Source organism: Streptomyces sp. RPA4-2 (assembly GCF_012273515.2).
GTDB classification, from domain to species: domain Bacteria; phylum Actinomycetota; class Actinomycetes; order Streptomycetales; family Streptomycetaceae; genus Streptomyces; species Streptomyces kaempferi.
Genome location: NZ_CP050975.2, coordinates 6,591,552 through 6,617,516, shown reverse-complemented (window position 1 = coordinate 6,617,516; position 25,965 = coordinate 6,591,552). Strand labels below are relative to the sequence as shown.

Sequence of the window (25,965 nt, the reverse complement as noted above, 5' to 3'; positions counted from 1 at the left end):
CCGACCACGGTTCGCCCCCCGGCCCGTCCCGGTCCGGCCGTGCCGGTTTCCCTGGCGGCCACATTCGCGCAGGTCAGGGCGGTTGTCAGTGGCGGGGTGCAGGATGGACGCATGGTCAGCTCCGCACACCGGGCCCTCGACGGCTTCTCTCCCGCGACCCGCGGCTGGTTCACGGGGGCGTTCTCCGCGCCCACCGCGGCCCAGGCCGGGGCGTGGAAAGCCATCGGTGAGGGCTCGGACGTGCTGGTGGTCGCCCCGACCGGCTCCGGCAAGACCCTGGCCGCCTTCCTCGCCGCGCTCGACCAGCTGGCCTCGGCACCGCCACCGGCCGACCCCAGGAAGCGCTGCCGGGTGCTGTACGTGTCACCGCTCAAGGCCCTCGCGGTCGACGTGGAGCGGAATCTGCGCAGCCCGCTGACCGGCATCCGCCAGGAGTCGGTGCGCCGGGGGCTTCCCGAGCCCGAGGTGAAGGTCGGCATCCGCTCCGGTGACACCCCGGCCGCCGAGCGCCGCGCGCTGGCCACCCGCCCGCCGGACATCCTGATCACGACTCCCGAGTCGCTGTTCCTGATGCTGACGTCGGCGACACGCGACGCGCTGACGGGCATCGAGACGGTGATCCTGGACGAGGTGCACGCGGTCGCCGGTACGAAGCGCGGAGCCCATCTCGCGCTGACCCTGGAGCGCCTCGACGAGCTGCTGCCCCGGCCCGCGCGCCGCATCGGCCTGTCCGCGACGGTCCGTCCGGTCGACGAAGTGGCGCGCTACCTCTCCCCCCGCCGCAAGGTGGAGATCGTCCAGCCGCCCTCCGGCAAGGAGTTCGACCTGTCGGTGGTCGTCCCGGTCGAGGACCTGGGCGAGCTGGGCGGCTCCCCGGTCGCCGACGGCAAGGAGGGCGCGGAGAAGCCCTCGATCTGGCCGCATGTCGAGGAGCGGATCACCGACCTCGTCCAGTCCCACCGCTCGACGATCGTGTTCGCCAACTCCCGCCGCCTGGCGGAGCGCCTCTGCAACCGGCTCAACGAGATCGCGTACGAGCGGGCGACCGGCGAGCCCCTGGAGGAGTCCCACGCCCCGGCCCAGCTGATGGGGGGCTCCGGCGCGGCCCAGGGGGCTCCGCCCGTCATCGCCCGCGCCCATCACGGCTCCGTCTCCAAGGAGCAGCGGGCCCTGGTCGAGGAGGACCTCAAGGCGGGGCGCCTGCCCGCCGTGGTCGCCACCTCCAGCCTGGAGCTCGGCATCGACATGGGCGCGGTGGACCTCGTGATCCAGGTCGAGTCCCCGCCGTCCGTCGCCTCCGGTCTCCAGCGCGTGGGCCGGGCGGGCCACCAGGTCGGCGCGGTCTCCACCGGTGTGGTCTTCCCCAAGTACCGCGGCGACCTCGTCCAGGCGGCGGTCGTCACCGAGCGGATGCGCACCGGCTCCATCGAGTCCCTCAGGGTCCCCGCCAACCCCCTGGACGTGCTCGCGCAGCAGCTCGTCGCCATGACCGCGCTCGACACCTGGCAGGTCGACGACCTGCTCGCCACCGTCCGGCGCGCCGCCCCCTTCGCCTCGCTCCCCGAGTCGGCGTTCACCGCCGTGCTCGACATGCTCGCGGGCCGCTATCCCTCCGACGCCTTCGCCGAGCTCCGGCCCCGCGTGGTGTGGGACCGCGTCGCCGGCACGGTCACCGGCCGCCCGGGGGCGCAGCGCCTCGCCGTCACCTCCGGCGGCACCATCCCCGACCGAGGGCTTTTCGGGGTCTTCCTCGCGGGGGCCGACCCCAAGAAGGGCGGCGGCCGGGTCGGCGAGCTCGACGAGGAGATGGTCTACGAGTCCCGCGTCGGAGACGTCTTCACCCTCGGCACGAGTTCCTGGCGCATCGAGGACATCACCCGCGACCGCGTCCTGGTCTCGCCCGCCCCCGGTGTCCCGGGCAGGCTCCCCTTCTGGAAGGGCGACCAGCTCGGCCGCCCGCTCGAACTGGGCCGCGCGGTCGGCGCGTTCCTCCGCGAGGTCGGCTCGCTGCCCAAGGACGACGCCCGGCTCCGGCTGCTCGCCGCCGGACTCGACGCCTGGGCCGCCGAGAACGTGCTGTCGTACCTCGCCGAACAGCGCGAGGCGTGCGGCCACATCCCGGACGACCGCACGATCGTCGTCGAGCGGTTCCGCGACGAGCTGGGTGACTGGCGGGTGGTCGTGCACTCGCCCTTCGGTGCCCAGGTGCACGCCCCCTGGGCCCTCGCGCTCGGCGCCCGGCTCTCCGAGCGCTACGGCATGGACGCCCAGGTCATGCACGCCGACGACGGCATCGTGCTGCGTCTGCCCGACGCCGACCTGATGGGCCTGGACCTGCTCGACCAGGAACCCGCCAGGGCGGGCACGGAGTACGACACCGACCAGGCGCCCGTGGGCGCGTCGGACGTCGCCTTCGACAAGGGCGAGGTCAACCAGATCGTCACCGACCAGGTCGGCGGCTCCGCGCTGTTCGCGGCCCGTTTCCGCGAGTGCGCCGCCCGCGCGCTGCTGCTGCCGCGCCGCAGCCCCGGAAAGCGCACCCCGCTCTGGCAGCAGCGCCAGCGCGCGGCCCAACTGCTGCAGGTGGCGAGCGAGTTCGGGTCCTTCCCGATCGTCCTGGAGGCGGTACGCGAGTGCCTCCAGGATGTTTTCGACGTTCCTGGCCTCACGGAACTGATGGGCGACATCGAGTCCCGCAAGGTGCGACTCGTCGAAGTCACGACACCCGAGCCCTCCCCCTTCGCCCGCTCACTCCTGTTCGGATACGTCGCCCAGTTCCTGTACGAGGGTGACTCGCCGCTCGCCGAGCGCCGGGCCGCCGCGCTGTCGCTGGACTCCCGTCTGCTGGCGGAACTCCTCGGGCAGGCCGAACTGCGCGAGCTGCTCGACGCCGAGGTGCTGACCGAGCTGGAGCGCGAGCTCCAGTGGCTCACCGAGGACCGGCGCGTCAAGGACTCCGAGGGCGTCGCCGACCTGCTGCGCCTGCTGGGCCCGCTCACCGAGGCCGAGTTGACCGAGCGGGGTGCCGAGCGGGAGTGGGCCGGGGAGCTCGCGGCGGCCCGCCGAGCCATCCGGGTCAGGATCGCCGGCGCCGACCACTGGGCGGCCATCGAGGACGCCGGCCGTTTGCGCGACGCGCTGGGCACGGCGCTGCCCGTCGGTGTCCCGGAGGCCTTCACGGAGCCGGTCAAGGATCCGCTCGGCGACCTCCTCGCGCGCTACGCCCGCACCCACGGCCCGTTCACGTCCACCACGGCCGCCGCCCGCTTCGGTCTCGGCACGGCCGTCACGGACGGAGCGCTGCAGCGCCTCGCCGCGAACGGCCGCGTCGTGCAGGGCGAGTTCCATCCGGCGGGCATCGGTCAGGAGTGGTGCGACGCCACCGTGCTGCGCAGACTGCGGCGCCGCTCCCTCGCGGCCCTGCGCCATGAGCTGGAGCCCGTACCGCCCGCCGCGCTCGCGCAGTTCCTGCCGCAGTGGCAGCACGTCGGCGGTGGGCACGGGCTGCGCGGCATCGACGGACTGGTGCGCGCCGTAGAGCAGTTGCAGGGTGCCTCGGTGCCCGCCAGCGCCCTGGAGAAGCTGGTGCTGCCCTCCCGGGTCTCCGGCTACGCTCCCGCGATGCTCGACGAGCTCACCGCCGCCGGTGAGGTGGTCTGGGCGGGCGCCGGGGCGCTGCCCGGCAAGGACGGCTGGGTCTCGCTGTATCTCGCGGACGCGGCCCCGCTGCTCCTGCCGCCCCCGCACCCCCTGGAACCGACCGCGCTGCACCAGTCGGTCCTGGACGCCCTCTCCGGGGGCTACGGCCTGTTCTTCCGCCAGATCACCGACCAGGTCCGCGCCACCACGCACCCCGACACCACGGATCCCCAACTCGCCGACGCGATCTGGGACCTGGCGTGGTCCGGACGGCTCACGAACGACACACTCGCGCCGATGCGCTCCCTGCTCGGCTCGGGCCGCACCGCCGTACTCCACGGCCCACCGAGCCAAGCGCACGGTCCCGCGCGGGCGTTACGGCTCCCTGACCGGCACCGCCCGCCCCCAGTCCCGTACCGGCCCCCGACCGTGGCTTCTGGCCGCTGGTCGCTGCTCCCCGCCCGTGAGGCCGACGCCACTGTGCGCGCCCACGCCCTGGCCCGCACCCTGCTCGACCGGCACGGTGTGGTGACCCGGGGCGCGGTCGCCGCGGAGGGTGTCGAGGGCGGTTTCTCCGCCGTCTACCGCATCCTGTCCGCCTTCGAGGACAGTGGCCAGGCGCGCCGCGGTTATGTCGTGGAGGGGCTCGGTGCCGCCCAGTTCGCGATGGACGGCGCGGTCGACCGGCTGCGCGCGGCGGCGAACGCACGGGACCGCGGCGAGGCCCTCACCGGCCTGGACGTCCCGCACGGCGCTCCCACCCCGAATGGCTTCCCGGCCTCCAGCGGTTTCGCCGACCCGGGCGGCTTCCCGGGCTCCAGCGGCTTCGCCGACTTCCTGGACGGTCCGGATTTCGTCGGCTCCGACGACCACGGCTTCTCGGCCGACGCCGCCTTCTCGACGCTCCCTGCCCACCCCGCCGGACGACTCCATCCACCCCCTGCCCCCGAACCGCACCCGCCCGCACCACCGCCCGACCGTCCAGGCGGTGGTGCTCGCCGCCGCCGACCCCGCGAACGCGTACGGCGCGGCCCTCGCCTGGCCCGAGCCGCCCACCGACGCCGGACACAAACCCGGGCGCAAGGCGGGTTCCCTGGTCGTGCTCGTCGAGGGCGAGCTGACCCTCTACATGGAGCGCGGCGGCAAGACGCTGCTGGCCTGGCCCTCCGACCCGGACGGCGCGGTCATGGACGACGCACGCCTGGGTGCGGCCGCCGGGGCGCTCGCCGCCGCGGCCCGCGCGGGCTCCCTCGGCACGGTCACGGTGGAGCGCGTGAACGGCGCCTCCGCCCTGACCTCCCCCTTCGGCACCCTTCTGGAAGGAGCTTCATCGCGACCCCCCGCGGACTGCGCCTGCGCGCCTGACCACCACAGACCCGCCCCGCCCCGCCCCGCACCCGCACCCGCACCCGCACCCGCACCCGCACCCGCACCCGAGCATCCCGCCCACACCCGTGCCACCCTGGAACTCATGCCTGAAGGAGACACCGTCTGGCAGGCCGCGAGACGGCTGCACATCGCCCTCGCGGGCAAGGTGCTGACCCGCTCCGACCTACGGGTCCCCAGGTTCGCCACCGCCGACCTCACCGGCCGCACGGTCCTGGACGTCACCCCGCGCGGCAAGCACCTCCTCACCCGGATCGAGGGCGGTCTGACCCTCCACTCGCATCTGCGGATGGACGGTTCCTGGAAGGTGTACGCGCCCGGCCGGCGCTGGAGTGGCGGTCCGGCCCACCAGATCCGGGCCATTCTCGGCACCACCGACCGCACGGCCGTCGGGTACCGGCTGCCCGTTCTGGAACTGCTGCGCACCACCGACGAGGACCGGGCCGTCGGCCATCTCGGCCCCGACCTCCTCGGCCCCGACTGGAACCCCGACAAGGCCTTGTCGAACCTCCTCGAGGACCCCGCCCGCTCCCTGGGTGAGGCGCTGCTCGATCAGCGCAACCTCGCCGGAATCGGCAATGTCTACAAGAGCGAACTCTGCTTCCTCCTCAGGGTCACCCCCTGGCTCCCCGTCGGCGAGCTCCCCGCCGACCGCACCCCCTGCTGCCCGTCCTCGCCAAGAGGCTCCTGGAGGCCAACCGCGACCGTCCGGTCCGCAGCACCACGGGCCGCCCCGACCAGAACCTCTTCGTGTACGGACGCGCGCCCCGCCCCTGTCTGCGCTGCGGTACCCCGATCCGGCGGGCCGACCAGGGCGACGGCTCCCGCGAACGCCCCACGTACTGGTGCCCGACCTGCCAGCCGGGCCCCACCCCGACATCCGGCCCCACCCCGAGACCCGACTCCACCCCGAGACCCGACTCCACCCCGACACCCGGCCCCACCACGACACCGGACCCGGACCGGACGCCGAGCGTCACCGAACACCGTACGAGGACCCCCCGCCCAAGTAATTGACGGACCGTCAGAAACCCTCGTACCGTCCCTACATGGCCGTGAAGGCGTACGACCTCACCGGACGCACCGCATTCGTCACGGGCGCCGCGGGCGGCATCGGCCGCGCGTCGGCCGTCCTGCTCGCGGAGGCGGGAGCCACCGTCCACTGCGCGGACCTGGACCCAGAGGGCCTGCACAAGACGGTCACCCTCATCGAGGACGCCGGCGGCGCGGCCCACGCGCACACACTCGACGTCACCGACCGCGAGCGGCTCCGCCAGGCCGTCAGATCGTGCCCGCGCCTCGACGTCATGGCGGCGGTGGCCGGGATCATGCACAGCAGCGAGGTGCTGGAGACCCAGGACGAGGACCTCGACCGGGTTCTGGGGGTCAACTTCAAGGGGGTACTCCACTCCTGCCAGGAGGCGGCCCTCCTCATGATCGAGCGGAACATCCGCGGCAGCATAGTCACCATGGCGTCGGGCGCCGTGGACACCGGCGGGCGCGGACTGCTCTGCTACGGCGCCGCGAAAGCGGCCGTCGTGCAGTTGACGAAGACGCTGGCGACCGAGATCGGCCCGCACGGCATCCGCGTCAACGCGGTCGCGCCCGGCTGGACACGTACACCGATGACCGACCGCCACGGTGAGGCACAGGCGCGCACCGAGGCGGCCATGGCCCGGCTGTCACCCCTGGGCCGGGTCGGCGAGGCCGAGGACGTCGCCCACGCCGTGCTGTACCTGGCCTGTGACGCCTCGGCGTTCACGACGGGTCAGATCCTCCGCCCGAACGGCGGAGTCGCGATGCCGTGGTAGCCCCACGGCGCCACCGCCCACGTTCCCTGACGCCATCGGCGGCCCCCGCGATGCCCGGCTTCGGCACGCAGTGCACCGGCAGCAGACTCAGTCCCCACCCGCCGGCGACGACCGCTCCTTCCAGCACACCCGCGCCGGGCACCAGCGCCAGCCGAAGCACCCCCCACCACCACAGCGCACCGAGCACCAGCGCCACCCCCCAGCGCGCTATCCGCCCTGCCATGGTGCTCACCTCCAGCCCGAAGCTAGACCCGCGCCCTCACGCGTCGACAGGGCGCACCAACGGCACAGAGGCGCACCCAGGGCACATACGGAGCCGACCGCGCCTGCCTCCACTCACCCGTTCTCCGCCTGGAACATCCAGTGGTGCTTCTCCAGATCGGCGGTGATCTGGATGAAGATGTCCTGGGTCACCGGATCCGCCTCACCGGTCGACTCCACCCGCGCCCGCATCCGGGTGATCACGGCGCCCAGCGCGTTGACCAGAGTCCCCACGGCATCGGTGTCCTTGACCCAGCCGTCCGGGGTCGCGCCGATGCCGCTGTCGGCGGCCACGGTCCGGGCTCGCCCGTCGGGCGGGACACCCAGCGTCGAGGCGCGCTCGGCCACGGTGTCGGAGTGCAGCCGCGCGGTGTCCACGACCTCGTCGAGCTGGAGGTGGACGGAGCGGAAGCGCGGTCCGACGACGTTCCAGTGGATCTGCTTGGCCACCAGCGAGAGGTCCACCAGGTCGACCAGTGCTCCCTGCAAGGCCTCGGACACCGTCTTCAGGTCCGCGTCCGCCAACGGGCTCTTCACGACGTACATCCGATTCCTCCGGCTCTCCTGACACGGCTCGATACGCCACGACCCACTAACCATGACATAAACGAACAATTCGGGTCACTCGAAGAAAAACGAAGGCCCCGGCCGAACCTGCTCCAGATCTCCCTGGAACAACCCCGGCCGGGGCCTTCGCACAAGCGTGCTCAGCTCGTGAGTGTGAACTCGTGAGCGTCAGGCGGCGACGACGTCGACCGCCTCGGCTGGCGCCTTGATGGTGACCCGTTCCGGTGGCACACCGGTGACCGACACGGAATTCAGCATCGGACGGCGTACCGGTGCGGGCACCGGGTCGGTGGCCGCTGCAGACTGTGCCAGCTCGGCGAGAGCGAGCTCGTCGCTCACTTCCCGCATGAGCTCGGACATCCGTACGTCCAGCGCGTCGCAGATGGCGGAGAGCAGCTCGGAGGATGCCTCCTTCTGCCCCCGCTCCACCTCGGAGAGATAGCCGAGTGAAACTCGGGCGGACGAGGAGACTTCGCGCAGAGTACGGCCCTGGCGCTGGCGCTGCCGACGCAGCACGTCACCCAGCAGGCGACGGAGCAGAATCATCGGTGGCTCCCTCCTCGGACCGCGTAGCCGCATCCTTCTCGCCCCACCGTACCGCCTCGCGCCGCGGCCGTGCGGGGAGCGATGTCGTGTTCACTCAGGGCTGCAAACATCAAGTCCCCCCGTTCTGTTCCGTATCCTGTGCCCGCTCATTTCCGGTGTGTTCGCCCGCGAGCTCTCTCAGGAGCAGCGCGAGTACGCTGCGTACACTCTCCATACGGATTTCCGCCCGGTCGCCGTTCAACCGCAGCCGGACCACTTTCCCGCTCCCGATGGCGGGAAACATCGCTTCGGCGGGGCCGTCCACGGCCACGAAGACCGTGCCGACCGGCTGTCCGTCCTGGGGGTCGGGTCCCGCGACACCGGTGGTCGCGATCCCCCAGTCCGCGCCGAGCGCCTTGCGCACTCCGGCCGCCATCTGGGACGCGACCTGCGGATCCACCGCCCCGCGCTCGGCCAGCAGGGTGGCGTCGACGCCCAGCAGCCGGTGCTTGAGTTCGGTGGCGTACGCGGTCACGGAGCCCCTGAAGGCGCGGGATGCTCCGGGCGTCGCGGTGATCTCCGCCGCCACCAGACCGCCGGTCAGCGACTCGGCCACGGCGAGCGTCTCGCCTCTCACCGTGAGTAGTCGCAGCACCTCGGCGGCCTCCGGACTCACCGCTCGGCCTCCACGGACGCCGCCAGGCGCGCGGCGATTCCACTCCTGCGCAGCACGATGGCCTGTCTCACATAGTCGAGCCCGGTGACGACGGTCAGGACGACCGCCACGGCCATCACCCAGAACCTCAGGGTGGCCAGGCCGCCCGTCAGCGCGAGGACGTACATGCCGACCGCCGTGCCCTGCGCCAGGGTCTTCAGCTTGCCGCCGCGACTGGCCGGAATGACGCCGTAACGGATCACCACGAAGCGCAGCAGGGTGACGCCGAGCTCGCGCCCGAGGATCACGCCCGTCACCCACCACGGAAGATCACCCAGCGAGGACAGACAGATCAGCGCCGAGCCCATGATCGCCTTGTCGGCGATGGGGTCGGCGATCTTCCCGAAGTCCGTGACCAGGTCGTACGTGCGCGCCAGGTGACCGTCGAAGATATCGGTGATCATGGCGACGGCGAAGGCCGCCCAGGCCCAGGCACGCCAGACGGGGTCGTACCCGCCGTCGGCCAGCATCAGCGCCACGAAGCCGGGTACCAGGACGAGCCGGATCATGGTCAGGATGTTCGCGATGTTCCAGAGGCTGGCCTGGTTGACCGCCGCGGCGCCCAGCTTCCCGCCCCGCGCCGGCTTGGAGTCCCCAGGGGCGCCGGGAGCGCCCGCCGCGCCGTTCGCGCTGGGGGAGCCGCCCGCCGCGGACGCCGGGACTCCGGTCATCTGCCCGCCTCCTCAGTACCGGGGAGCGAACCCGGGAGCGGCTCGGCCACCAGGTCCACACCTTCCGTACCGACCACCTTGGCCTCGACGATACGGCCGACGGTCAGACCTTCGCCGCTCGTGAACAGCACCTGTCCGTCCGTCTCGGGCGCCTGGTGCGCGGCGCGGCCGTACGCGCCGTCCTCGTCGTCGAGCGACTCCACCAGCACCTGTACGGTCTCGCCGACGCGCTCCTCCGCGCGCTGCGCGACCAGTTCCTCGGCGAGCCGGGACACCCGCGCGAGGCGGTCGGCGACGACGTCCTCGTCCAGCTTGTTCTCGTACGTCGCCGCCTCCGTGCCCTCCTCGTCGGAGTACCCGAAGACGCCGATCGCGTCGAGACGCGCGTGGGTGAGGAACCGCTCCAGCTCCGCGAGGTCGGTTTCGCTCTCCCCGGGGAAGCCCACGATGAAGTTGGACCGCACACCGGCCTGCGGTGCCTTGGAGCGGATCGTGTCGAGCAGCTCGAGGAAGCGGTCGGTGTCGCCGAAGCGGCGCATCGAGCGCAGCACGTCGGGCGCGGAGTGCTGGAAGGAGAGGTCGAAGTAGGGCGCGATGTTCGGCGTCGAGGTGAGGACGTCGATGAGCCCGGGGCGCATCTCGGCGGGCTGCAGATAGCTGACCCGCACCCGCTCGATGCCGTCGATCTCGGCCAGCTCGGGCAGCATCGTCTCCAGCAGGCGGATGTCGCCGAGGTCCTTGCCGTACGAGGTGTTGTTCTCGGAGACCAGCATGACCTCCTTGACGCCCTGCTCGGCCAGCCAGCGGGTCTCGTTCAGCACGTCGCTGGGGCGCCGGGAGATGAAGGACCCGCGGAAGGACGGGATGGCGCAGAAGGAGCAGCGCCGGTCACAGCCGGAGGCGAGCTTCACCGAGGCGACCGGCGAGCCGTCCAGACGGCGGCGCAGCGGTGCGCGGGGGCCGGACACCGGGGCCACGCCCTCCGGTAGGTCCGAGGGGGCGCCGTGACCGGGAAGGGCCACGTCCTCGCCGGCGCTCTGCCGCTCGGCCGGGCTGATCGGCAGCAGCTTGCGCCGGTCGCGGGGGGTGTGCGAGGCGTGGATCCCGCCGTTCAGGATGGTCTGGAGGCGGTCGGAGATGTCGGCGTAGTCGTCGAAGCCGAGCACGCCGTCGGCCTCGGGCAGGGCCTGGGCGAGCTCCTTGCCGTACCGCTCGGCCATGCAGCCCACCGCCACGACGGCCTGGGTTCTGCCCTGGCCCTTGAGGTCATTGGCTTCGAGGAGGGCGTCGACGGAGTCCTTCTTGGCGGCCTCGACGAAGCCACAGGTGTTGACGACGGCGACATCCGCGTCCTCGGCGTCCTCCACGAGTTGCCAGCCGTCCGCCTCCAAGCGGCCTGCGAGCTCCTCCGAGTCCACCTCGTTACGGGCGCAGCCAAGAGTGACGAGTGCGACGGTACGGCGTTCAGGCATGGGCTCAAGACTACTTTGTCTCACTGACAGCCCACGTCGACGGGGTTGGCCGATCTTGGCCAACCCCGTCCCCGCCTGTGCCCTGGGCCCGTTATCCGACGACGGGGTCACCCTTGGTGTAGGTCAGTCGCTCGACCTGGCCCGACTGGAACTGGTCGTCGATCTTCTTGCCGTTCACATAGAGCTGGATCGCGCCCGCGTCGCCGAGGACGAGGTCGATCTTCGTCTTGTCCTGGAAGGTCTGGGACTCGCCCTGCTTGAGCAGGCCGTCGAAGAGCAGCCGGCCGTTGTGGTCCTTGGCGGAGATCCAGCTGCGCCCGTCGGGGGCGCTCACCTGCACGGTCACCTTGTCCTGCGGGGCGGCCGCGATGGCGCTGTCGGACGGATCGGGCTTCGGGTCGGCGGGCTTGCTGATCTTGGGGCTGGCCGAGACGGGCGACTTGCCGGTGGTGGGCGTGGAGCCCTCGGCGACGTTCGACTTCGCGCCGTCGCCCGAGCTGCCCTTGATCGCGGTGAAGCCGACGAAGCCGATCACGGCGACGATCGCCGCGACCATGGCCGCGGTCCAGTTCGGCCCGCGACGCTCCGGGCGGATACGTTCCGCCTCGAAGAGCGGGGCGGCCGGGGTCGGCGCGGGACGCCCGCCGTGTTCGGCGTCGTAGCGTGCCAGCAGAGGAACCGGGTCGAGCTGTACGGCGCGGGCCAGGGTCCGGATGTGACCGCGCGCGTAGACGTCACCGCCACAGGGGCTGAAGTCGTCCTGTTCGATCGCGTGCACGATGGCGATACGGACCCGGGTCGCGTTGCTGACGTCGTCGACGGTCAGTCCGGCCTCGATGCGGGCCTGCTGCAGAGCACGGCCGACCGAGGGACCTTCTTCGTGGTGCTCTTCGAACGGGCGCTCGTCTTCGGGGATGTTGCCGTCAGGGGAGTTGCCGATGGACACGGGGGCGCCTTTCGAGCGTGTAGCCACCTGTGCTGGAGGTTCAGTTTAGGGGGGGTACGAAAGGGTGGGGCAACCGGGCGGTAGGACTTTGTACGCCATCAGAATGGCCGGTCATCCTGATGCGGGACATGTACCTGTCCCGTCGCTCAACTTGACGTTCGCCGAGGGGAAACGGTTGCCCTGCGGCTCCTTACGGGTGAGTCACGTTCGAATATCAACATGTCGTGTACCCCCTGGTCCGGTGACCGATGCGTCCCGGTTTCCCGGGCCGAGGACTCACGCTTCCGCTTCCCCGCGCATCACGGCGAGCACGCCGTCGAGCTCGTCGCCCTTCACCAGCACGTCACGTGCCTTGGATCCCTCACTCGGCCCCACGATGCCGCGCGACTCCATGAGGTCCATCAGCCGTCCCGCCTTGGCGAAACCGACACGCAGCTTGCGCTGGAGCATCGAGGTGGACCCGAACTGCGACGTGACGACCAGCTCGGCCGCGGCGCACAGCAGATCGAGGTCGTCACCGATGTCCTCGTCGATCTCCTTCTTCTGCTTGGTGCCCACCGTGACGTCGTCGCGGAAGACCGGCGCCATCTGGTCCTTGCAGTGCTGCACGATCGCGGCGACCTCGTCCTCGGTGACGAAGGCGCCCTGCATACGGGTCGGTTTGTTGGCACCCATCGGCAGGAAGAGCCCGTCGCCCTTGCCGATCAGCTTCTCGGCGCCCGGCTGGTCGAGGATGACGCGGCTGTCGGCGAGCGAGGAGGTGGCGAAGGCGAGCCGCGACGGTACGTTCGCCTTGATCAGACCGGTGACGACGTCCACCGACGGCCGCTGCGTGGCGAGCACCAGATGGATGCCGGCCGCGCGCGCGAGCTGGGTGATGCGCACGATGGAGTCCTCGACGTCCCGCGGCGCGACCATCATCAGGTCGGCCAGCTCGTCGACGATCACCAGCAGATACGGGTAGGTCTTCAGCTCCCGCTCGCTGCCCTCGGGCGTCTTCAGCTTGCCGTCGCGGATGGCCTGGTTGAAGTCGTCGATGTGTCGGTAGCCGAACGCCGCGAGGTCGTCGTAGCGCAGGTCCATCTCCCGCACGACCCACTGCAGGGCCTCGGCGGCCCGCTTCGGGTTGGTGATGATCGGCGTGATCAGGTGCGGGATGCCCTCGTACGCGGTCAGCTCGACCCGCTTGGGGTCCACGAGGACCATCCGGACGTCCTCGGGGGTCGCGCGGACCATCACGGACGTGATCAGGCAGTTGATGCAGGAGGACTTACCGGAACCGGTGGCTCCGGCGACGAGTACGTGCGGCATCTTCGCCAGGTTGGCCATCACGTAGCCGCCCTCGACGTCCTTGCCGAGCGCGACCAGCATCGGGTGGTCGTCCTCGGCCGCGTCCGCGAGGCGCAGCACGTCGCCGAGGTTGACCATCTCGCGGTCGGTGTTCGGGATCTCGATGCCGACCGCCGACTTGCCGGGGATCGGGCTGATGATCCGCACGTCGGGGCTGGCGACGGCGTACGCGATGTTCTTGGTGAGCGCGGTGATCCGCTCGACCTTCACGGCCGGGCCGAGCTCGACCTCGTAGCGGGTGACCGTCGGACCGCGGGTGAAGCCGGTGACGGCGGCGTCGACCTTGAACTCCATGAAGACGTTCTGGAGCGAGGCGACCACCGCGTCGTTGGCGGCGCTGCGGGTCTTGCCGGGGCCACCGCGCTCCAGGAGGTCGAGTGACGGCAGGGAGTAGGTGATGTCCCCGGAGAGCTGGAGCTGCTCGGCGCGCGGCGGCAGGTCGCGCGGCGCTTCGGGCGCGGACTTGGTGAGGTCGGGCACGACGGAGTCGACGGCCAGGGACTCCTGCCGGGGCCGCTTGGCTCCCGGCACGGCCTTGGCGCGGGCGGCCGGCACCGGAGTCGTCTCCTCGTACCCGTCGCGTTCCGCGGTGACGCCGTGCGTCAGGTCGGCGACCAGCGGAGAGGGCGGCATGCCGTGCATCACGGCGCCGTCGAGCGCGGCGGCGGCCGCCGCGGCGACGTCCACCGCGTCCATCGGCCGGTTCGGGTCGTGCTGTCGCGCGGGAGCCCGCCGGGGGCGGCCACGGCGCTTGGTGAGCGCCTCTTCCTCGGCGCTTTCGCGGTCGTACTCGCCGGGGCCGCCCGGGCCTCTGCGGGAGCGCGCGGGGAGCGCCTCGCGCCACTGCTCGTCGTAGCGCTCGTCGTCCTCGCCGAAAAGCATCTCGTCCGGGTCGCCCTGGACGATGCCGAGCCGCTGTCCGAGCAGCCGCAGCCGCTGCGGGATCGCGTTGACGGGCGTGGCCGTGACGACCAGCAGACCGAAGACCGTGAGCAGGACCAGGAGCGGTACGGCGAGGACGTCGCCCATGGTGTACGTCAGCGGGGTGGACGCGCCCCAGCCGATGAGGCCGCCGGCGTCCCTTATCGCCTGCATGCCGTCGCTGCGCGCGGGCGCCCCGCAGGCGATGTGGACCTGCCCGAGCACGCCGATGACGAGCGCGGACAGACCGATCACGATGCGGCCGTTGGCCTCGGGCCTCTCGGGGTGCCGGATGAAGCGGACGGCGATGACGGCGAGGAGTATCGGGACGAGCAGGTCGAGCCGGCCGAAGGCACCGGTCACCAGCATCTCGACGAGGCCGCCGACGGGCCCGCGCAGATTCGACCACGTGCCCGCCGCGACGATCAGCGCGAGACCGAGCAGCAGGAGCGCGAGGCCGTCCTTGCGATGCGCCGGGTCGAGCCCCTTCGCGCCCCGCCCTATGCCACGGAACATCGCCCCGACGGCATGCGCGAGGCCCAGCCACACGGCGCGTACGAGCCTGTACACACCCGCGGTCGGGCTGGGCGCCGGCGCGGGTACGGGCTTCTTCGCCGCGGCCTTCTTGGCGACCGCCTTTTTCGCGGGGGCCTTCTTCACCGGAGCCTTCGTCGGAGCGGCCGCCTTCTTCGCGGGCGGCTTCTTGGCTGCGGACTGACGTGAGGCCATGGGTGTGAGGTTACCGGTGGAGACGACAAGGGACACGTGTGACCACAGCTTCACCCGATCGTGTCGCCCTTGCCGGGGCACGGAACTGACGCCGGGTCACCGCGCACGGCCGCCCCCAAACGCTCGTCCACCGGACGGCGCCTCCGCGTTTCGCTCACCTCTCCTCGCGGGACCGAGGGTCGGTTCGCCATACGCCCGGCGCGGTACCGGAGGTCAGCTCTGCGAGGGAACCGACGCCGCGCCGTTGCCCGTGCCCGGCTCCAACGCGTCCAGTGCCCGGCGCAGTCCGGTGAGTTTGCGCTCGAGATGGGCGGCGGTCGCCACCGCCGCCGCGTCCGCCGAGTCGTCGTCGAGCTGCTTGGACAGCGCCTCGGCCTGTTCCTCAACGGCCGCGAGCCGCGCCGAGAGTTCGGCGAGGAGACCGGCCGGCTCCTTGGCGCTGCCGAGCGCCACCTTGCCGCCGCCCTCCAGCTGGAGCCGCAGCAGCGCGGCCTGCTCACGCAGTTGGCAGTTCTTCATGTAGAGCTCGACGAAGACCGAGACCTTCGCGCGCAGCACCCACGGGTCGAACGGCTTGGAGATGTAGTCCACCGCACCCGCCGCGTACCCCCGGAAGGTGTGATGCGGACCGTGGTTGATCGCGGTGAGGAAGATGATCGGGATGTCCCGGGTCCGTTCTCGCCGCTTGATGTGCGCGGCGGTTTCGAACCCGTCCATGCCCGGCATCTGTACGTCCAGCAGAATGACCGCGAAGTCGTCCGTGAGTAGTGCTTTGAGCGCTTCCTCCCCGGACGATGCCCGCACCAGTGTCTGATCGAGCGCGGAGAGGATCGCCTCCAGCGCCAGCAGATTCTCCGGCCGGTCATCGACCAGGAGGATCTTGGCCTTCTGCACCATGGCCCGCCCTCCTCGTCCCGGCAGTGCACCGGGCGCCGCCCCAGGGGACGACTCCCTTGCGCCGTCCGTCCTTGTGCCGGTCATGGTAGCCGCACCCCGCCTGTCGCCACACCCTGTCACCGCGATGTCACTGTGCACGTAGCAGAAACGTAGTGGGGGACCAGAAGGTTCCCCGAATCACGCGCTTCTACACGGCTTCGCCCACAGCCGGTTGTCCGACGTCGGGCGTGCCGCGGCGAGCCGCCGACGCGCACACCGCGGCGTCTTGGACGCCGCCACCGTACAGCGATCCGCACCCCGTTCACTCCCCTCGCATCCACTGCTCCATCACGGAGAGCAGGTGATCGGGATCGACCGGCTTGGTGACGTAGTCGGACGCCCCGGACTCGATGGCCTTCTCACGGTCGCCCTTCATCGCCTTCGCCGTGAGCGCGATGATCGGCAGTCCGGCGAACTGCGGCATCCGGCGAATCGCCGTGGTCGTCGCATAGCCGTCCATCTCGGGCATCATGATGTCCATCAGGACGACCGTCACATCATCGTGCTGCTCCAGAACCTCGATACCCTCACGGCCGTTCTCGGCGTACAGCACCGAGAGACCGTGCTGCTCCAGGACGCTGGTGAGCGCGAACACGTTGCGGATGTCGTCGTCGACGATCAGCACCTTCTCGCCCTCGAACCGGATGCCTCCCCGCGCCTGCGACGCCGTCTCCTGCTGCGCCGCGACCGGCCACTGCTCCTGGGCGGGTCCGCCGGCCCCGTTCGGCTGCGCCGTCAGCCCAGGACGCGACTCGGCCACCGGCAGTGCCCTGCGGCGCCTCCTGAAGAGCGCGGCGGGCCCGTTCTGGGTCTCCTGGTACGACTTCACCTCGGCAGGCGTCTCGATGTCCGCCCCGGCCCGCTCCGCCTCGGACGCGAGCAGCTCCCCCGCCCCCAGCGTGGGCGCGAGCTGCCCGTAGCCCTGCGGAGGCAGTTCGCTCGGGTGCAGCGGCAGGTACAGCGTGAACGTCGAACCGCGTCCCGGCTCGCTCTGGGCGTGGATCTCACCGCCCAGCAGACGCGCGATCTCCCGCGAGATGGACAGCCCCAGGCCCGTACCGCCGTACTTCCTGCTCGTCGTGCCGTCCGCCTGCTTGAAGGCCTCGAAAATCACCCGCATCTTGCTGGCGGCGATCCCGATGCCGGTGTCGGTCACGGAGAACGCGATCAGATCGGCGTCGGCGTCCCGCAGCGAACCCGCCTCCAGCAGCTGCTCCCGGATGGCCACCGGCACATCGGCGCCCGCGGGCCGGATCACCAGCTCGACCGCTCCGGAGTCGGTGAACTTCACCGCGTTGGAGAGCAGGTTGCGCAGCACCTGGAGGAGCCGCTGTTCGTCGGTGTGCAGCGTGGCGGGCAGTTCCGGCGACACCCGGACCGAGAAGTCGAGGCCCTTCTCCGCGGTCAGCGGACGGAACGTCGCCTCCACGTAGTCGACGAGCTGCACCAGCGCGATACGCGTCGGCGACACGTCCATCTTCCCGGCCTCGACCTTCGACAGGTCCAGGATGTCGTTGATCAGCTGGAGCAGGTCGGACCCCGCGCCGTGGATCGTCTCGGCGAACTCGACCTGCTTCGGGGTGAGGTTCGACTCCGCGTTGTCGGCGAGCAACTTGGCCAGGATCAGCAAGGAATTGAGCGGCGTCCGCAGCTCGTGCGACATGTTCGCCAGGAACTCGCTCTTGTAGCGCATGGACACCGCGAGCTGTTCGGCACGCTCCTCCAGGACCTGGCGGGCCTCCTCGATCTCGGTGTTCTTGACCTCGATGTCGCGGTTCTGCTGGGCCAGCAGCTCGGCCTTGTCCTCCAGTTCCGCGTTGGAGTCCTGAAGGGCCTTCTGCCGGTTCTCCAGCTCCGCCGACCGCTCCCGGAGCTGCTCGGTCAGCTCCTGCGACTGCTTGAGCAGCACCTCCGTCTTGGTGTTGACGGAGATGGTGTTGACGCTCGTCGCGATCATCTCGGCGATCTGGTTCAGGAAGTCCTTCTGGATCTGCGTGAACGGCGTGAAGGAGGCCAGCTCGATGACACCGAGCACGGTCCCCTCGAAGAGCACCGGAAGGACGATGACCTGCGCCGGGGGCGCCTCGCCGAGCCCGGAGGAGATCTTCAGATAGCCGCTCGGCGCGTTCTCCACCAGGATCGTGCGCTTCTCCTGGGCGGCCGTCCCGATGAGCGCCTCACCGGGCCGGAACGACGTCGGCATCGAGCCCATCGAGTAGCCGTACGACCCGAGCATGCGCAGCTCGTACGCCTCCTCGTCCTCGTCCCTCGCGTCCCTCCCGTCGACCAGCGGCATCGACAGGAAGAACGCGCCGTGCTGGGCGGAGACCACCGGCGTCAGTTCGCTCATGATCAGCGAGGCCACGTCGTCCAGGTCCCGCCGTCCCTGCATCAGCGCGGAGATACGGGCCAGGTTGCCCTTGAGCCAGTCCTGTTCCTTGTTGGCGATGGTGGTGTCGCGCAGGTTGGCGATCATCTTGTTGATGTAGTCCTGAAGTTCCTGGATCTCGCCCGAGGCGTCCACGTCGATCTTCAGGTTCAGGTCACCGCGGGTCACCGCGGTCGCCACGCGCGCGATGGCACGCACCTGCCGGGTCAGGTTCCCGGCCATCTCGTTCACCGACTCGGTGAGGTCGCGCCAGGTGCCGTCGACGTCACGGACCCGCGCCTGACCGCCCAACTGGCCCTCGGTGCCCACCTCGCGGGCCACTCGGGTGACCTCCTCCGCGAAGGACGACAGCTGGTCGACCATCGTGTTGATGGTGGTCTTCAGTTCGAGGATCTCACCGCGGGCGTCGATGTCGATCTTCTTCGTCAGGTCGCCCTTGGCGATGGCCGTGGTGACCATCGCGATGTTGCGCACCTGGCCGGTCAGGTTGGACGCCATCCCGTTCACGGACTCGGTGAGGTCCTTCCACGTACCGGCGACTCCCGGAACGTGTGCCTGGCCGCCGAGGATGCCGTCCGTGCCCACCTCGCGGGCCACCTTGGTGACCTGCTCGGCGAACGAACTCAGCGTCTTCACCATGGTGTTGAAGGTGTCGGCGAGCTGCGCGACCTCGCCGCGCGCCTCGATCGTCACCGTCCGGGTCAGGTCGCCGTTGGCGACGGCCGCCGCCACCTGCGAGATGTTCCGCACCTGCATCGTGAGGTTGTAGGCCATCAGGTTGACGTTGTCGCTCAGGTCCTTCCAGATGCCCGTGACCCCGGGCACCCGCGCCTGACCGCCCAACTGGCCCTCGGTGCCCACCTCGCGGGCGACCCGGGTCACCTGCTCGGCGAACGACGACAGCTGGTCGACCATCGTGTTGACGGTGGTGACCAGTTCGAGGATCTCGCCCTTGGCGTCGACGGTGATCTTCTTGGACAGGTCGCCCATGGCGACGGCGGTGGTCACCTCGGCGATGTTGCGCACCTGGATGGTCAGGTTGTTCGCCATGAAGTTCACGGACTGCGTGAGGTCCTTCCAGGTGCCGGAGACACCCTGCACCTCGGCCTGCCCGCCGAGCCGGCCCTCCGTACCCACCTCACGCGCCACCCGCGTCACCTGCTCGGCGAAGTTCGAGAGCTGGTCCACCATCGTGTTGAGGGTGTTCTTCAGCTCCAGGATCTCGCCGCGCGCGTCCACGTCGATCTTCTGCGACAGGTCACCCCGCGCCACCGCGGTCGCGACCTGCGCGATGTTGCGCACCTGCGCGGTCAGGTTCCCCGCCATGCCGTTCACGGAGTCCGTCAGGTCGCGCCACACACCCGCGACACCCGGCACCTGCGCCTGACCGCCGAGCCGGCCCTCCGTACCCACCTCACGCGCCACCCGCGTCACCTGGTCCGCGAAGGCCGAGAGCTGGTCGACCATCGTGTTGATGGTGTTCTTCAGCTCCAGGATCTCGCCGCGCGCGTCCACGTCGATCTTCTGCGACAGGTCACCCCGCGCCACCGCCGTGGTGACCTGGGCGATCTGCCGCACCTGCGAGGTGAGGTTCCCCGCCATGAAGTTGACGGAGTCGGTCAGTTCCTTCCACGTACCGGACACGCCGTCCACGCGGGCCTGACCGCCGAGGCGGCCCTCCGTGCCCACGTCCCGGGCCATCCGCGTCACCTGGTCGGCGAAGGACGACAGCTGGTCCACCATCGTGTTCACGGTGTTCTTCAGCTGGAGCATCTCGCCGGAGACGTCGACGGTGACCTTCTGCGACAGATCACCGTTGGCGACCGCCGTCGTCACCTGCGCGATGTTGCGGACCTGTCCGGTCAGGTTCCTGAAAGCCGTGTTGACGGAGTCCGTCAGGTCCTTCCACGTGCCCGCCGCGCCCGGCACCTGCGCCTGACCGCCCAGTTCACCCTCGACACCGATCTCCCGCGCCACGCGCGTGACCTCGTCACCGAAGGACGACAGCTGGTCGACCATCGTGTTGACGGTGTTCTTCAGCTCCAGCATCTCGCCGGCGACCTCGACGCTGACCTTCTGCGAGAGGTCACCGTTGGCGACCGCCGTGGTCACCGCGGCGATGTCCCGCACCTGGGTCGTGAGGTTCCGGAAAACCGTGTTGACGGAGTCCGTCAGGTCCTTCCACGTGCCCGCCGCGCCCGGCACGTTCGCCTGCCCGCCGAGCCGCCCCTCGCCACCGACCTCGTTGGCCACGCGCGTGACCTCGTCCGCGAACGTCCGCAGCGTCTCGGTCATCTGGTTGATCGTCTCGGCGAGCTGCGCGACCTCACCGCGTGCGGACACGGTCACCTTCTGCGACAGGTCACCGTTCGCGACCGCCGTCGTCACCTGCGCGATCCCGCGCACCTGCGCCGTGAGGTTGCCGGCCATCAGGTTCACCGAATCGGTGAGGTCCTTCCACACGCCGGCCACACCGGGCACCTGCGCCTGGCCGCCGAGTTCACCCTCGGTGCCCACCTCGCGCGCGACCCTCGTCACCTCCGAGGAGAACGAGGAGAGCTGGTCCACCATCGTGTTGACGGTGTTCTTCAGCTCGAGCATCTCGCCGGCCACGTGAACCGTGACCTTCCGGGACAAGTCACCCTTGGCGACCGCCGTCGTGACGAGAGCGATGTCACGCACCTGAGCCGTCAGCCGGTACGCCATGGTGTTGACCGAATCCGTGAGGTCCTTCCACGAACCGGACATACCGCGCACCCGGGCCTGTCCGCCCAGCTTGCCCTCGGTGCCGACCTCGCTGGCCACCCGGGTGACCTCGTCGGTGAACGTCGACAGCTGGTCGACCAGGTTGTTGACCGTGCGCCCGACCTTGAGGAACTCCCCGCGCAGCGGATGCCCGTTGCCGTCCGCCGCCTGCGCCCGCAACTCCATGCGGGGCGACAGATCACCCTCCGCCACCGCGGACAGCACCCGGCCGACCTCGGAGACAGGCCGTACGAGGTCGTCGACGAGCGCGTTGGAGGCGTCGATCGCCGCCGCCCAGGAACCCTCGCAGGCGCCCGTCTCCAGCCGCTCCGTGAGTTTGCCCTCACGCCCGACCATCCGCCTCACCCGAGACAGTTCACCCGTCAGATGCAGGTTGCGGTCGGCCACCTCGTTGAAGACCGCGGCGATCTCCGACATCACGCCGTCGCCGGAGACCGTGAGGCGCTTGCGGAAATTGCCGTCCCGCATCGACACCAGGGCGGCCAGCAGCCTGCTCAGAGCCGCCGAGTCCACCTCGGTGGTGCCGTTGCGCGGCGCGCGCTGGCTGTTCAGGGACTGTCCGTCTTTTGCGCGCGTCTTAGTGCCCCGCGTCGCTGCGCCAGACTCCACTGTGTCCCTCCCGCAAGGGTCGACCATTACTGCTCGGCGTACTGGGATACTGCTGCTCGGCGAACCGGAAGGCCCTCAGCCTGCCGGGACCTTCCCACTGGAGCCTGCCCAGTGTTTCACCCCTGTTGAACCAGGCCATAACAGTTCGGCAGCTTCGCACATCGTCCGCACACGGTTCCGACGCGAACCACAGGACCCTCCGGAGGGAAACATGGGCCCTCTCCGGGCGGAAACACTGGTGACCGGCATCCGCACGGACCGCGAAGGTAAGTAACCTTGCATGCGGCTGTCCAGCCACACCGGTCCGACCGGCCTGGGCGGTGGCACGAGAACGAGCGGGCAGGCATCGGAGGGGCACCGCACCATGACCACCGGACTGCATCCTGGGGGACCGCCTCAGGATCCTCGGCCGACAGGGAACCAGGCGCTGCCCCACCAGGAGCAGGCCGGGCCGGCACCGCTGCACGCCGACAACCGGACAGGGAGTTCTGTGATCACCGCGCGCGCGGCCGCCAGCTTCGACCCCGTGGGACGATCGGTCGCGACCGCCCGTTCCTTCGTCCGCGACACCCTCCAGGGGTGGGGCTTCGCCGACATCGTCGACGACGCCGTGGTCCTGACCAGCGAGCTGGTCACCAATGCCGTTGTGCACGCGGGCACCTCCGCCGACGTCCTGTGTCTGCGCAGCGACGAGGGCGTACGCATCGAGGTGGCGGACCGCTACCCAGAACGTGAGATTCCACTCCAGGCGTCGGCCGTGAACATGGGCAGCCCGGACCGCGAGGGCGGCCGCGGTCTCCAGCTCTGCGCGGCGCTGGCCGGCCACTGGGGCGTCGAGTACTCCCCCACCCACAAGCAGGTCTGGTTCCAGCTCGACCTCCCCGAGCGCCCGGTGGGGACACGCACCGCGGGCCCTTCCCTCCCCGCCCATCTCCTTCCGCTCGCAGACGGCCGGGTGCGCGTCGCGGTCATCCAGATCGACCGCGCCTGCTCCATCTCGGCGTGGAACGAGGACGCGGAGGACCTCTTCGGGTACGCCGCCGAGCAGGTCACCGGCAAACCGCTGACCGATCTCGCGGCCTGGCCGCACACCCCGGGCACCAGCACCGGCATCGTCGAGGCCCTTCAGCTCTCGCGCTGGGAGGGCAGTTACGGCATCCGCGGCGCGAGCGGCCGCGTCACCCCCGTCTACGCCTCCCACCTCCGGGTCCGTGACACGGGCGGCGAGCCCTCGACCGTCTGCCTCCTCGTGCGCGACCACGAACGGGCCGTGCTGCAGACCCCGTTGCGCGCCTCCGCCACGGACACGACGACCAGCTCCGAGGGCCAGGCCACGGACCCCTTCGAGGTCTTCATCGGTTCTCCGGCCCCCGATGACCTGGACGGGCTTCTCCAGCGCACAGTGGAGCGCGCCCGCGACATGCTCGACGGCGACTCCGCCTTTCTGCTCCTGGCCACCGACGACGAAACGGAGTTGGAGGTGCGCGCCTCGACGGGCCTGCCCTCCGCCCGCCAGCGCTTCGCCCGCGTCCCCGTCGAGGCCGGCCCCGGCCGCTACGGCTCGGCCCGGATGCCGGCCGTCCACGAGGATCTGATGGTCGTCCCCGGCGCCGTCCCCCTGCTGGGCGGCACCGGCATGCGTTCGGTGGTCACGGTCCCGCTGAAGGTCGAGGGGCGCCTGACGGGCTCTCTCGGTGTCGCCGCCGAGTCGCCCTCCAGATACTCCAACGAGGAGGCGCTGCGCCTCCAGTTCGCCGCGGACCGGATCGCGCTGGCGGTGGAATCGGCCCGTCTGGGCGAGCTGGAACGCCTGCGCCGCGGCTCGCTCTCCTTCCTCGTGGAGGCGTCCGACCTCCTCGCCGGCACCCTCGACCGTGACCAGACCCTGGCCCTGATGGCCCAGATGACCGTCCCGACGCTGGCCACCTGGTGTGCCGTCTACACGATCGCCGACCAGGCCTCGGACCCGTATCTCTCCTATGTCCTGCACGAGGACGAGGAACGCATCGACGGCCTGAAGGCCCTGCTGTCGAAGATCGCCCCGCCGGACCCGGTCCCCACTCCGGGCGCCCGTGTCTGGCCGGCCCCCGCCGAGGCGGCCCATCAGGCGGCGCTGCGCACCTCCATGCGCAGCCTGGGCCTCGGCGAACGCTCACCGGTGAGTTCCGGCATCGGCACGACGCTGGCGACGGCCGCGGCGGTCGGGGGCGAGACGGTCGTACTGCCCCTGGTGGCCCGCAACCGGGTCATCGGGATGCTGACGCTCGGCAAGCCGTCCGACGAGCACTTCCGGCAGGAGATCCTGGAGCTGGCCGAGGACCTCTCCCGAAGGGCCGCCCTGGCCCTCGACAACGCTCGTCTGTACTCGGAGCGCACGGCGATCAGCCAGTCCCTCCAGCGCAGCCTCCTGCCCCCGGAACTCCCCCACATCGAGGGCGTCGAGGTCGAGGTCATCTACCGCGCGGCCGGCGAGGGCAACGAGGTCGGCGGCGACTTCTACGACCTCTTCCCGATCCGCGACGGTGCCTACGGCTTCGCCATCGGTGACGTCTGCGGTACGGGCCCGGAGGCCGCGGCGGTCACGGGCCTGGCCCGGCACGCGCTGCGGTTGCTGGCCCGCGAGGGTTTCGGCGGACCGGCGGTCCTGGAGCGGCTGAACTCGGCGATCCTCGACGAGGGCGCCCGCAGTCGCTTCCTGACGCTGTTGTACGGCGAGTTGTGGCCCCAGGAGGACGGCAGCGCCGTGCTGAAGGTGGTCTGCGCCGGCCATCCGCTCCCGCTCCGTCTGCGCCAGGACGGCACGGTGGAGGCAGCCGCCGAACCGCAGCCGCTCCTCGGCGTCATGGAGGACCTGGAGCTGTACGAGCAGACGGTCACTCTCGATCCGGGCGATGTGCTGCTGTGCGTGACGGACGGCGTCACGGAACGCCGTGAGGGCACCCGCATGTTGGGGGACGACGGTCTCACGGACGTCCTCACCACGTGTACGGGTCTGACGGCGGGCGCGGTGGCCGCCCGGGTGATGCGCGCGGTGGAACGCTTCGCCTCCGACGCCCCGTCCGACGACATGGCGATTCTGGCGATGCGGGTACCGGGTCTGCAGGTGGACTGAAGTCCTCCCCGACGGAGGCAGCAAAAAGGCCCCGCCCGGGAGGGCGAGGCCTTTTCTGCTGTGGAGCCCCCCAACGGAATCGAACCGTTGACCTTCTCCTTACCATGGAGACGCTCTGCCGACTGAGCTAGGGGGGCCGGCCGCTTTTGCGAGGTTTCCCTCGCGGCAACGAAATAGATCATACCCCGAACAGAAGCGTGCTCCTAACCAGTCCTGCTGACGCCCTGTGAGGTCGGCCGGATCAGAAGGCGGGCTGCAGGAGACCGCCGAGCGCGTTGCAGGCGGAGACGATCCGCTGCATCTCCCGCTTCGTCAGCGACGCGTCCACGGGCAGCGCGAGCGTCTCGTCGGCGGCCCGCTCGGTCTCCGGGAGGTACACGTCCCGCCGGAATCCGGGCATGCGGTGCACGGGTGTCTTCACCGGTACCCGGCACTCGACTCCGCGGTTCCGTACGGCCCGTGCGAAGGCGTCCCGGTCCGGCCGCCCGTTGCCCGGCACCCGTACCACGTACTGCTGGTACGTGTGTCCGTCGCCGCCGGCCGGTGTGCGCACGCCGCTCAACCGCCCGTCGAGGTAGGCGGCCCGCTCCCGGCGCTGCGCGATGTCCTCGTAAGGCGCTTCGGACTCGCCCAGTTCGAGGACGAGGAGTCCGTGCCGCTGCCCGACGTCACGCAGTCGCACCATGTCGGCCGACCGCCCGAAGCGGTGGACGACGACGATAGCCATGGATCGTGCGGTCACGGCCGCCTCGACCGCGCCGGCGTCGAGGCAGTAGGTGGCCGGGTCTATGTCGGCGAAGACGGCCGAGGCTCCGGCCTGGGTCACGGCCTCCGTGACTTCGACGTTGCCGAACGCCGACACGATGACCTCGTCACCGGCTCCGACGCCCGCGGCCCTGAGCATTGCAGCAGTACCCATGACGCGGATGGTGGTCGCGCAAAGTGAACGCAAAGTGACGCACAACAAAAAAGAGCTGGTCCCCGAACCGAAGTTCGGGGACCAGCTCTTTTAATATTAGTTCGGCGGCGTCCTACTCTCCCACAGGGTCCCCCCTGCAGTACCATCGGCGCTGTGAGGCTTAGCTTCCGGGTTCGGAATGTAACCGGGCGTTTCCCTCACGCTATGACCACCGAAACACTATGAAACTGTCAACCGGAGC

14 protein-coding genes, 1 tRNA gene, 1 rRNA gene and 1 pseudogene are annotated in these 25,965 nt (G+C 70.4%); 4 read left to right on the top strand and 13 right to left on the bottom strand.

Annotated elements, in window-relative coordinates:
• Positions 1-111: 111 nt before the first annotated feature.
• The 3 genes and pseudogenes from HEP85_RS29005 to HEP85_RS28995 all read left to right on the top strand — a co-directional run bounded on the left by HEP85_RS29005 (position 112) and on the right by HEP85_RS28995 (position 6,836).
• Complete coding sequence (locus HEP85_RS29005) at positions 112-5,004, top strand: ATP-dependent helicase (RefSeq protein ID WP_369657883.1); 4,893 nt, start codon at positions 112-114, stop codon at positions 5,002-5,004.
• A 106-nt stretch (positions 5,005-5,110) separates the two neighbouring features.
• Positions 5,111-5,901: pseudogene (locus HEP85_RS29000) on the top strand (Fpg/Nei family DNA glycosylase); the annotation flags it as partial.
• Positions 5,902-6,074: 173 nt separating this feature from the next.
• The gene (locus HEP85_RS28995) at positions 6,075-6,836 is read left to right on the top strand and encodes an SDR family NAD(P)-dependent oxidoreductase (protein WP_168530524.1); all 762 of its coding nucleotides are present in this window, start codon (positions 6,075-6,077) and stop codon (positions 6,834-6,836) included.
• Here the strand turns inward: HEP85_RS28995 and HEP85_RS28990 are convergent.
• From HEP85_RS28990 to HEP85_RS28945, 10 genes are all read right to left on the bottom strand, one after another.
• Positions 6,784-7,059: a hypothetical protein gene (locus tag HEP85_RS28990; protein WP_248002109.1), complete on the bottom strand. Its 276-nt coding sequence runs from the start codon at positions 7,057-7,059 to the stop codon at positions 6,784-6,786. The genes HEP85_RS28995 and HEP85_RS28990 overlap by 53 nt on opposite strands.
• A gap of 113 nt (positions 7,060-7,172) precedes the next feature.
• Complete coding sequence (locus HEP85_RS28985; protein WP_168530523.1) at positions 7,173-7,643, bottom strand: Dps family protein; 471 nt, start codon at positions 7,641-7,643, stop codon at positions 7,173-7,175.
• A gap of 189 nt (positions 7,644-7,832) precedes the next feature.
• Complete coding sequence (locus HEP85_RS28980; RefSeq protein WP_148010798.1) at positions 7,833-8,210, bottom strand: helix-turn-helix domain-containing protein; 378 nt, start codon at positions 8,208-8,210, stop codon at positions 7,833-7,835.
• A gap of 109 nt (positions 8,211-8,319) precedes the next feature.
• Positions 8,320-8,865: a CinA family protein gene (locus tag HEP85_RS28975; protein WP_168530522.1), complete on the bottom strand. Its 546-nt coding sequence runs from the start codon at positions 8,863-8,865 to the stop codon at positions 8,320-8,322.
• On the bottom strand, positions 8,862-9,575 hold the full coding sequence (gene pgsA, locus HEP85_RS28970; RefSeq protein ID WP_168530521.1) for a CDP-diacylglycerol--glycerol-3-phosphate 3-phosphatidyltransferase: 714 nt from the start codon (positions 9,573-9,575) through the stop codon (positions 8,862-8,864). The genes HEP85_RS28975 and pgsA overlap by 4 nt, the downstream gene beginning before the upstream one ends.
• Entirely contained in the window at positions 9,572-11,047 is a 1,476-nt protein-coding gene (gene rimO, locus HEP85_RS28965; RefSeq protein WP_168530520.1) for a 30S ribosomal protein S12 methylthiotransferase RimO, read from the bottom strand. Before rimO ends, pgsA begins: the two co-directional genes overlap by 4 nt.
• Positions 11,048-11,138: 91 nt before the next feature.
• Entirely contained in the window at positions 11,139-11,993 is an 855-nt protein-coding gene (locus HEP85_RS28960; protein ID WP_168530519.1) for a helix-turn-helix domain-containing protein, read from the bottom strand.
• Between the two features lie 276 nt (positions 11,994-12,269).
• On the bottom strand, positions 12,270-14,993 hold the full coding sequence (locus HEP85_RS28955) for a DNA translocase FtsK (protein WP_168530518.1): 2,724 nt from the start codon (positions 14,991-14,993) through the stop codon (positions 12,270-12,272).
• Between the two features lie 213 nt (positions 14,994-15,206).
• The gene (locus HEP85_RS28950; protein WP_168530517.1) at positions 15,207-15,890 is read right to left on the bottom strand and encodes a two-component system response regulator; all 684 of its coding nucleotides are present in this window, start codon (positions 15,888-15,890) and stop codon (positions 15,207-15,209) included.
• A 301-nt stretch (positions 15,891-16,191) separates the two neighbouring features.
• Positions 16,192-21,693 carry a HAMP domain-containing protein gene (locus HEP85_RS28945; RefSeq protein ID WP_211118085.1) on the bottom strand — a complete coding sequence of 1,834 codons (5,502 nt, stop codon included), beginning with the start codon at positions 21,691-21,693 and terminating at the stop codon, positions 16,192-16,194.
• A gap of 364 nt (positions 21,694-22,057) precedes the next feature.
• Here HEP85_RS28945 and HEP85_RS28940 point away from each other — a divergent pair, with 364 nt between their 5' ends.
• Positions 22,058-24,805, top strand: a complete 2,748-nt coding sequence (locus tag HEP85_RS28940; protein WP_168530516.1) for a SpoIIE family protein phosphatase — start codon at positions 22,058-22,060, stop codon at positions 24,803-24,805.
• A 61-nt stretch (positions 24,806-24,866) separates the two neighbouring features.
• Here HEP85_RS28940 and HEP85_RS28935 read toward each other — a convergent pair.
• From HEP85_RS28935 to rrf, 3 genes are all read right to left on the bottom strand, one after another.
• Positions 24,867-24,942, bottom strand: a tRNA-Thr gene (locus tag HEP85_RS28935).
• 104 nt (positions 24,943-25,046) lie between these two features.
• A complete protein-coding gene (locus tag HEP85_RS28930) occupies positions 25,047-25,709 on the bottom strand; it encodes a DegT/DnrJ/EryC1/StrS family aminotransferase (RefSeq protein ID WP_168534117.1) in 663 nt (220 codons plus the stop codon).
• 114 nt (positions 25,710-25,823) lie between these two features.
• Positions 25,824-25,940: ribosomal RNA gene (rrf, locus tag HEP85_RS28925) — 5S ribosomal RNA — on the bottom strand.
• Between the last annotated feature and the right edge of the window lie 25 nt (positions 25,941-25,965).

What these genes read in the sequence shown, in the direction of transcription:
- HEP85_RS29005 (WP_369657883.1), top strand. Translation starts at nt 112, where the DNA reads ATGGTCAGCTCCGCACACCGGGCCCTCGACGGCTTCTCTCCCGCGACC.
- HEP85_RS28995 (WP_168530524.1), top strand. Translation starts at nt 6,075, where the DNA reads ATGGCCGTGAAGGCGTACGACCTCACCGGACGCACCGCATTCGTCACG.
- HEP85_RS28990 (WP_248002109.1), bottom strand. Translation starts at nt 7,059, where the DNA reads ATGGCAGGGCGGATAGCGCGCTGGGGGGTGGCGCTGGTGCTCGGTGCG.
- HEP85_RS28985 (WP_168530523.1), bottom strand. Translation starts at nt 7,643, where the DNA reads ATGTACGTCGTGAAGAGCCCGTTGGCGGACGCGGACCTGAAGACGGTG.
- HEP85_RS28980 (WP_148010798.1), bottom strand. Translation starts at nt 8,210, where the DNA reads ATGATTCTGCTCCGTCGCCTGCTGGGTGACGTGCTGCGTCGGCAGCGC.
- pgsA (WP_168530521.1), bottom strand. Translation starts at nt 9,575, where the DNA reads ATGACCGGAGTCCCGGCGTCCGCGGCGGGCGGCTCCCCCAGCGCGAAC.
- rimO (WP_168530520.1), bottom strand. Translation starts at nt 11,047, where the DNA reads ATGCCTGAACGCCGTACCGTCGCACTCGTCACTCTTGGCTGCGCCCGT.
- HEP85_RS28955 (WP_168530518.1), bottom strand. Translation starts at nt 14,993, where the DNA reads ATGGCCTCACGTCAGTCCGCAGCCAAGAAGCCGCCCGCGAAGAAGGCG.
- HEP85_RS28950 (WP_168530517.1), bottom strand. Translation starts at nt 15,890, where the DNA reads ATGGTGCAGAAGGCCAAGATCCTCCTGGTCGATGACCGGCCGGAGAAT.
- HEP85_RS28940 (WP_168530516.1), top strand. Translation starts at nt 22,058, where the DNA reads ATGACCACCGGACTGCATCCTGGGGGACCGCCTCAGGATCCTCGGCCG.
- HEP85_RS28930 (WP_168534117.1), bottom strand. Translation starts at nt 25,709, where the DNA reads ATGCTCAGGGCCGCGGGCGTCGGAGCCGGTGACGAGGTCATCGTGTCG.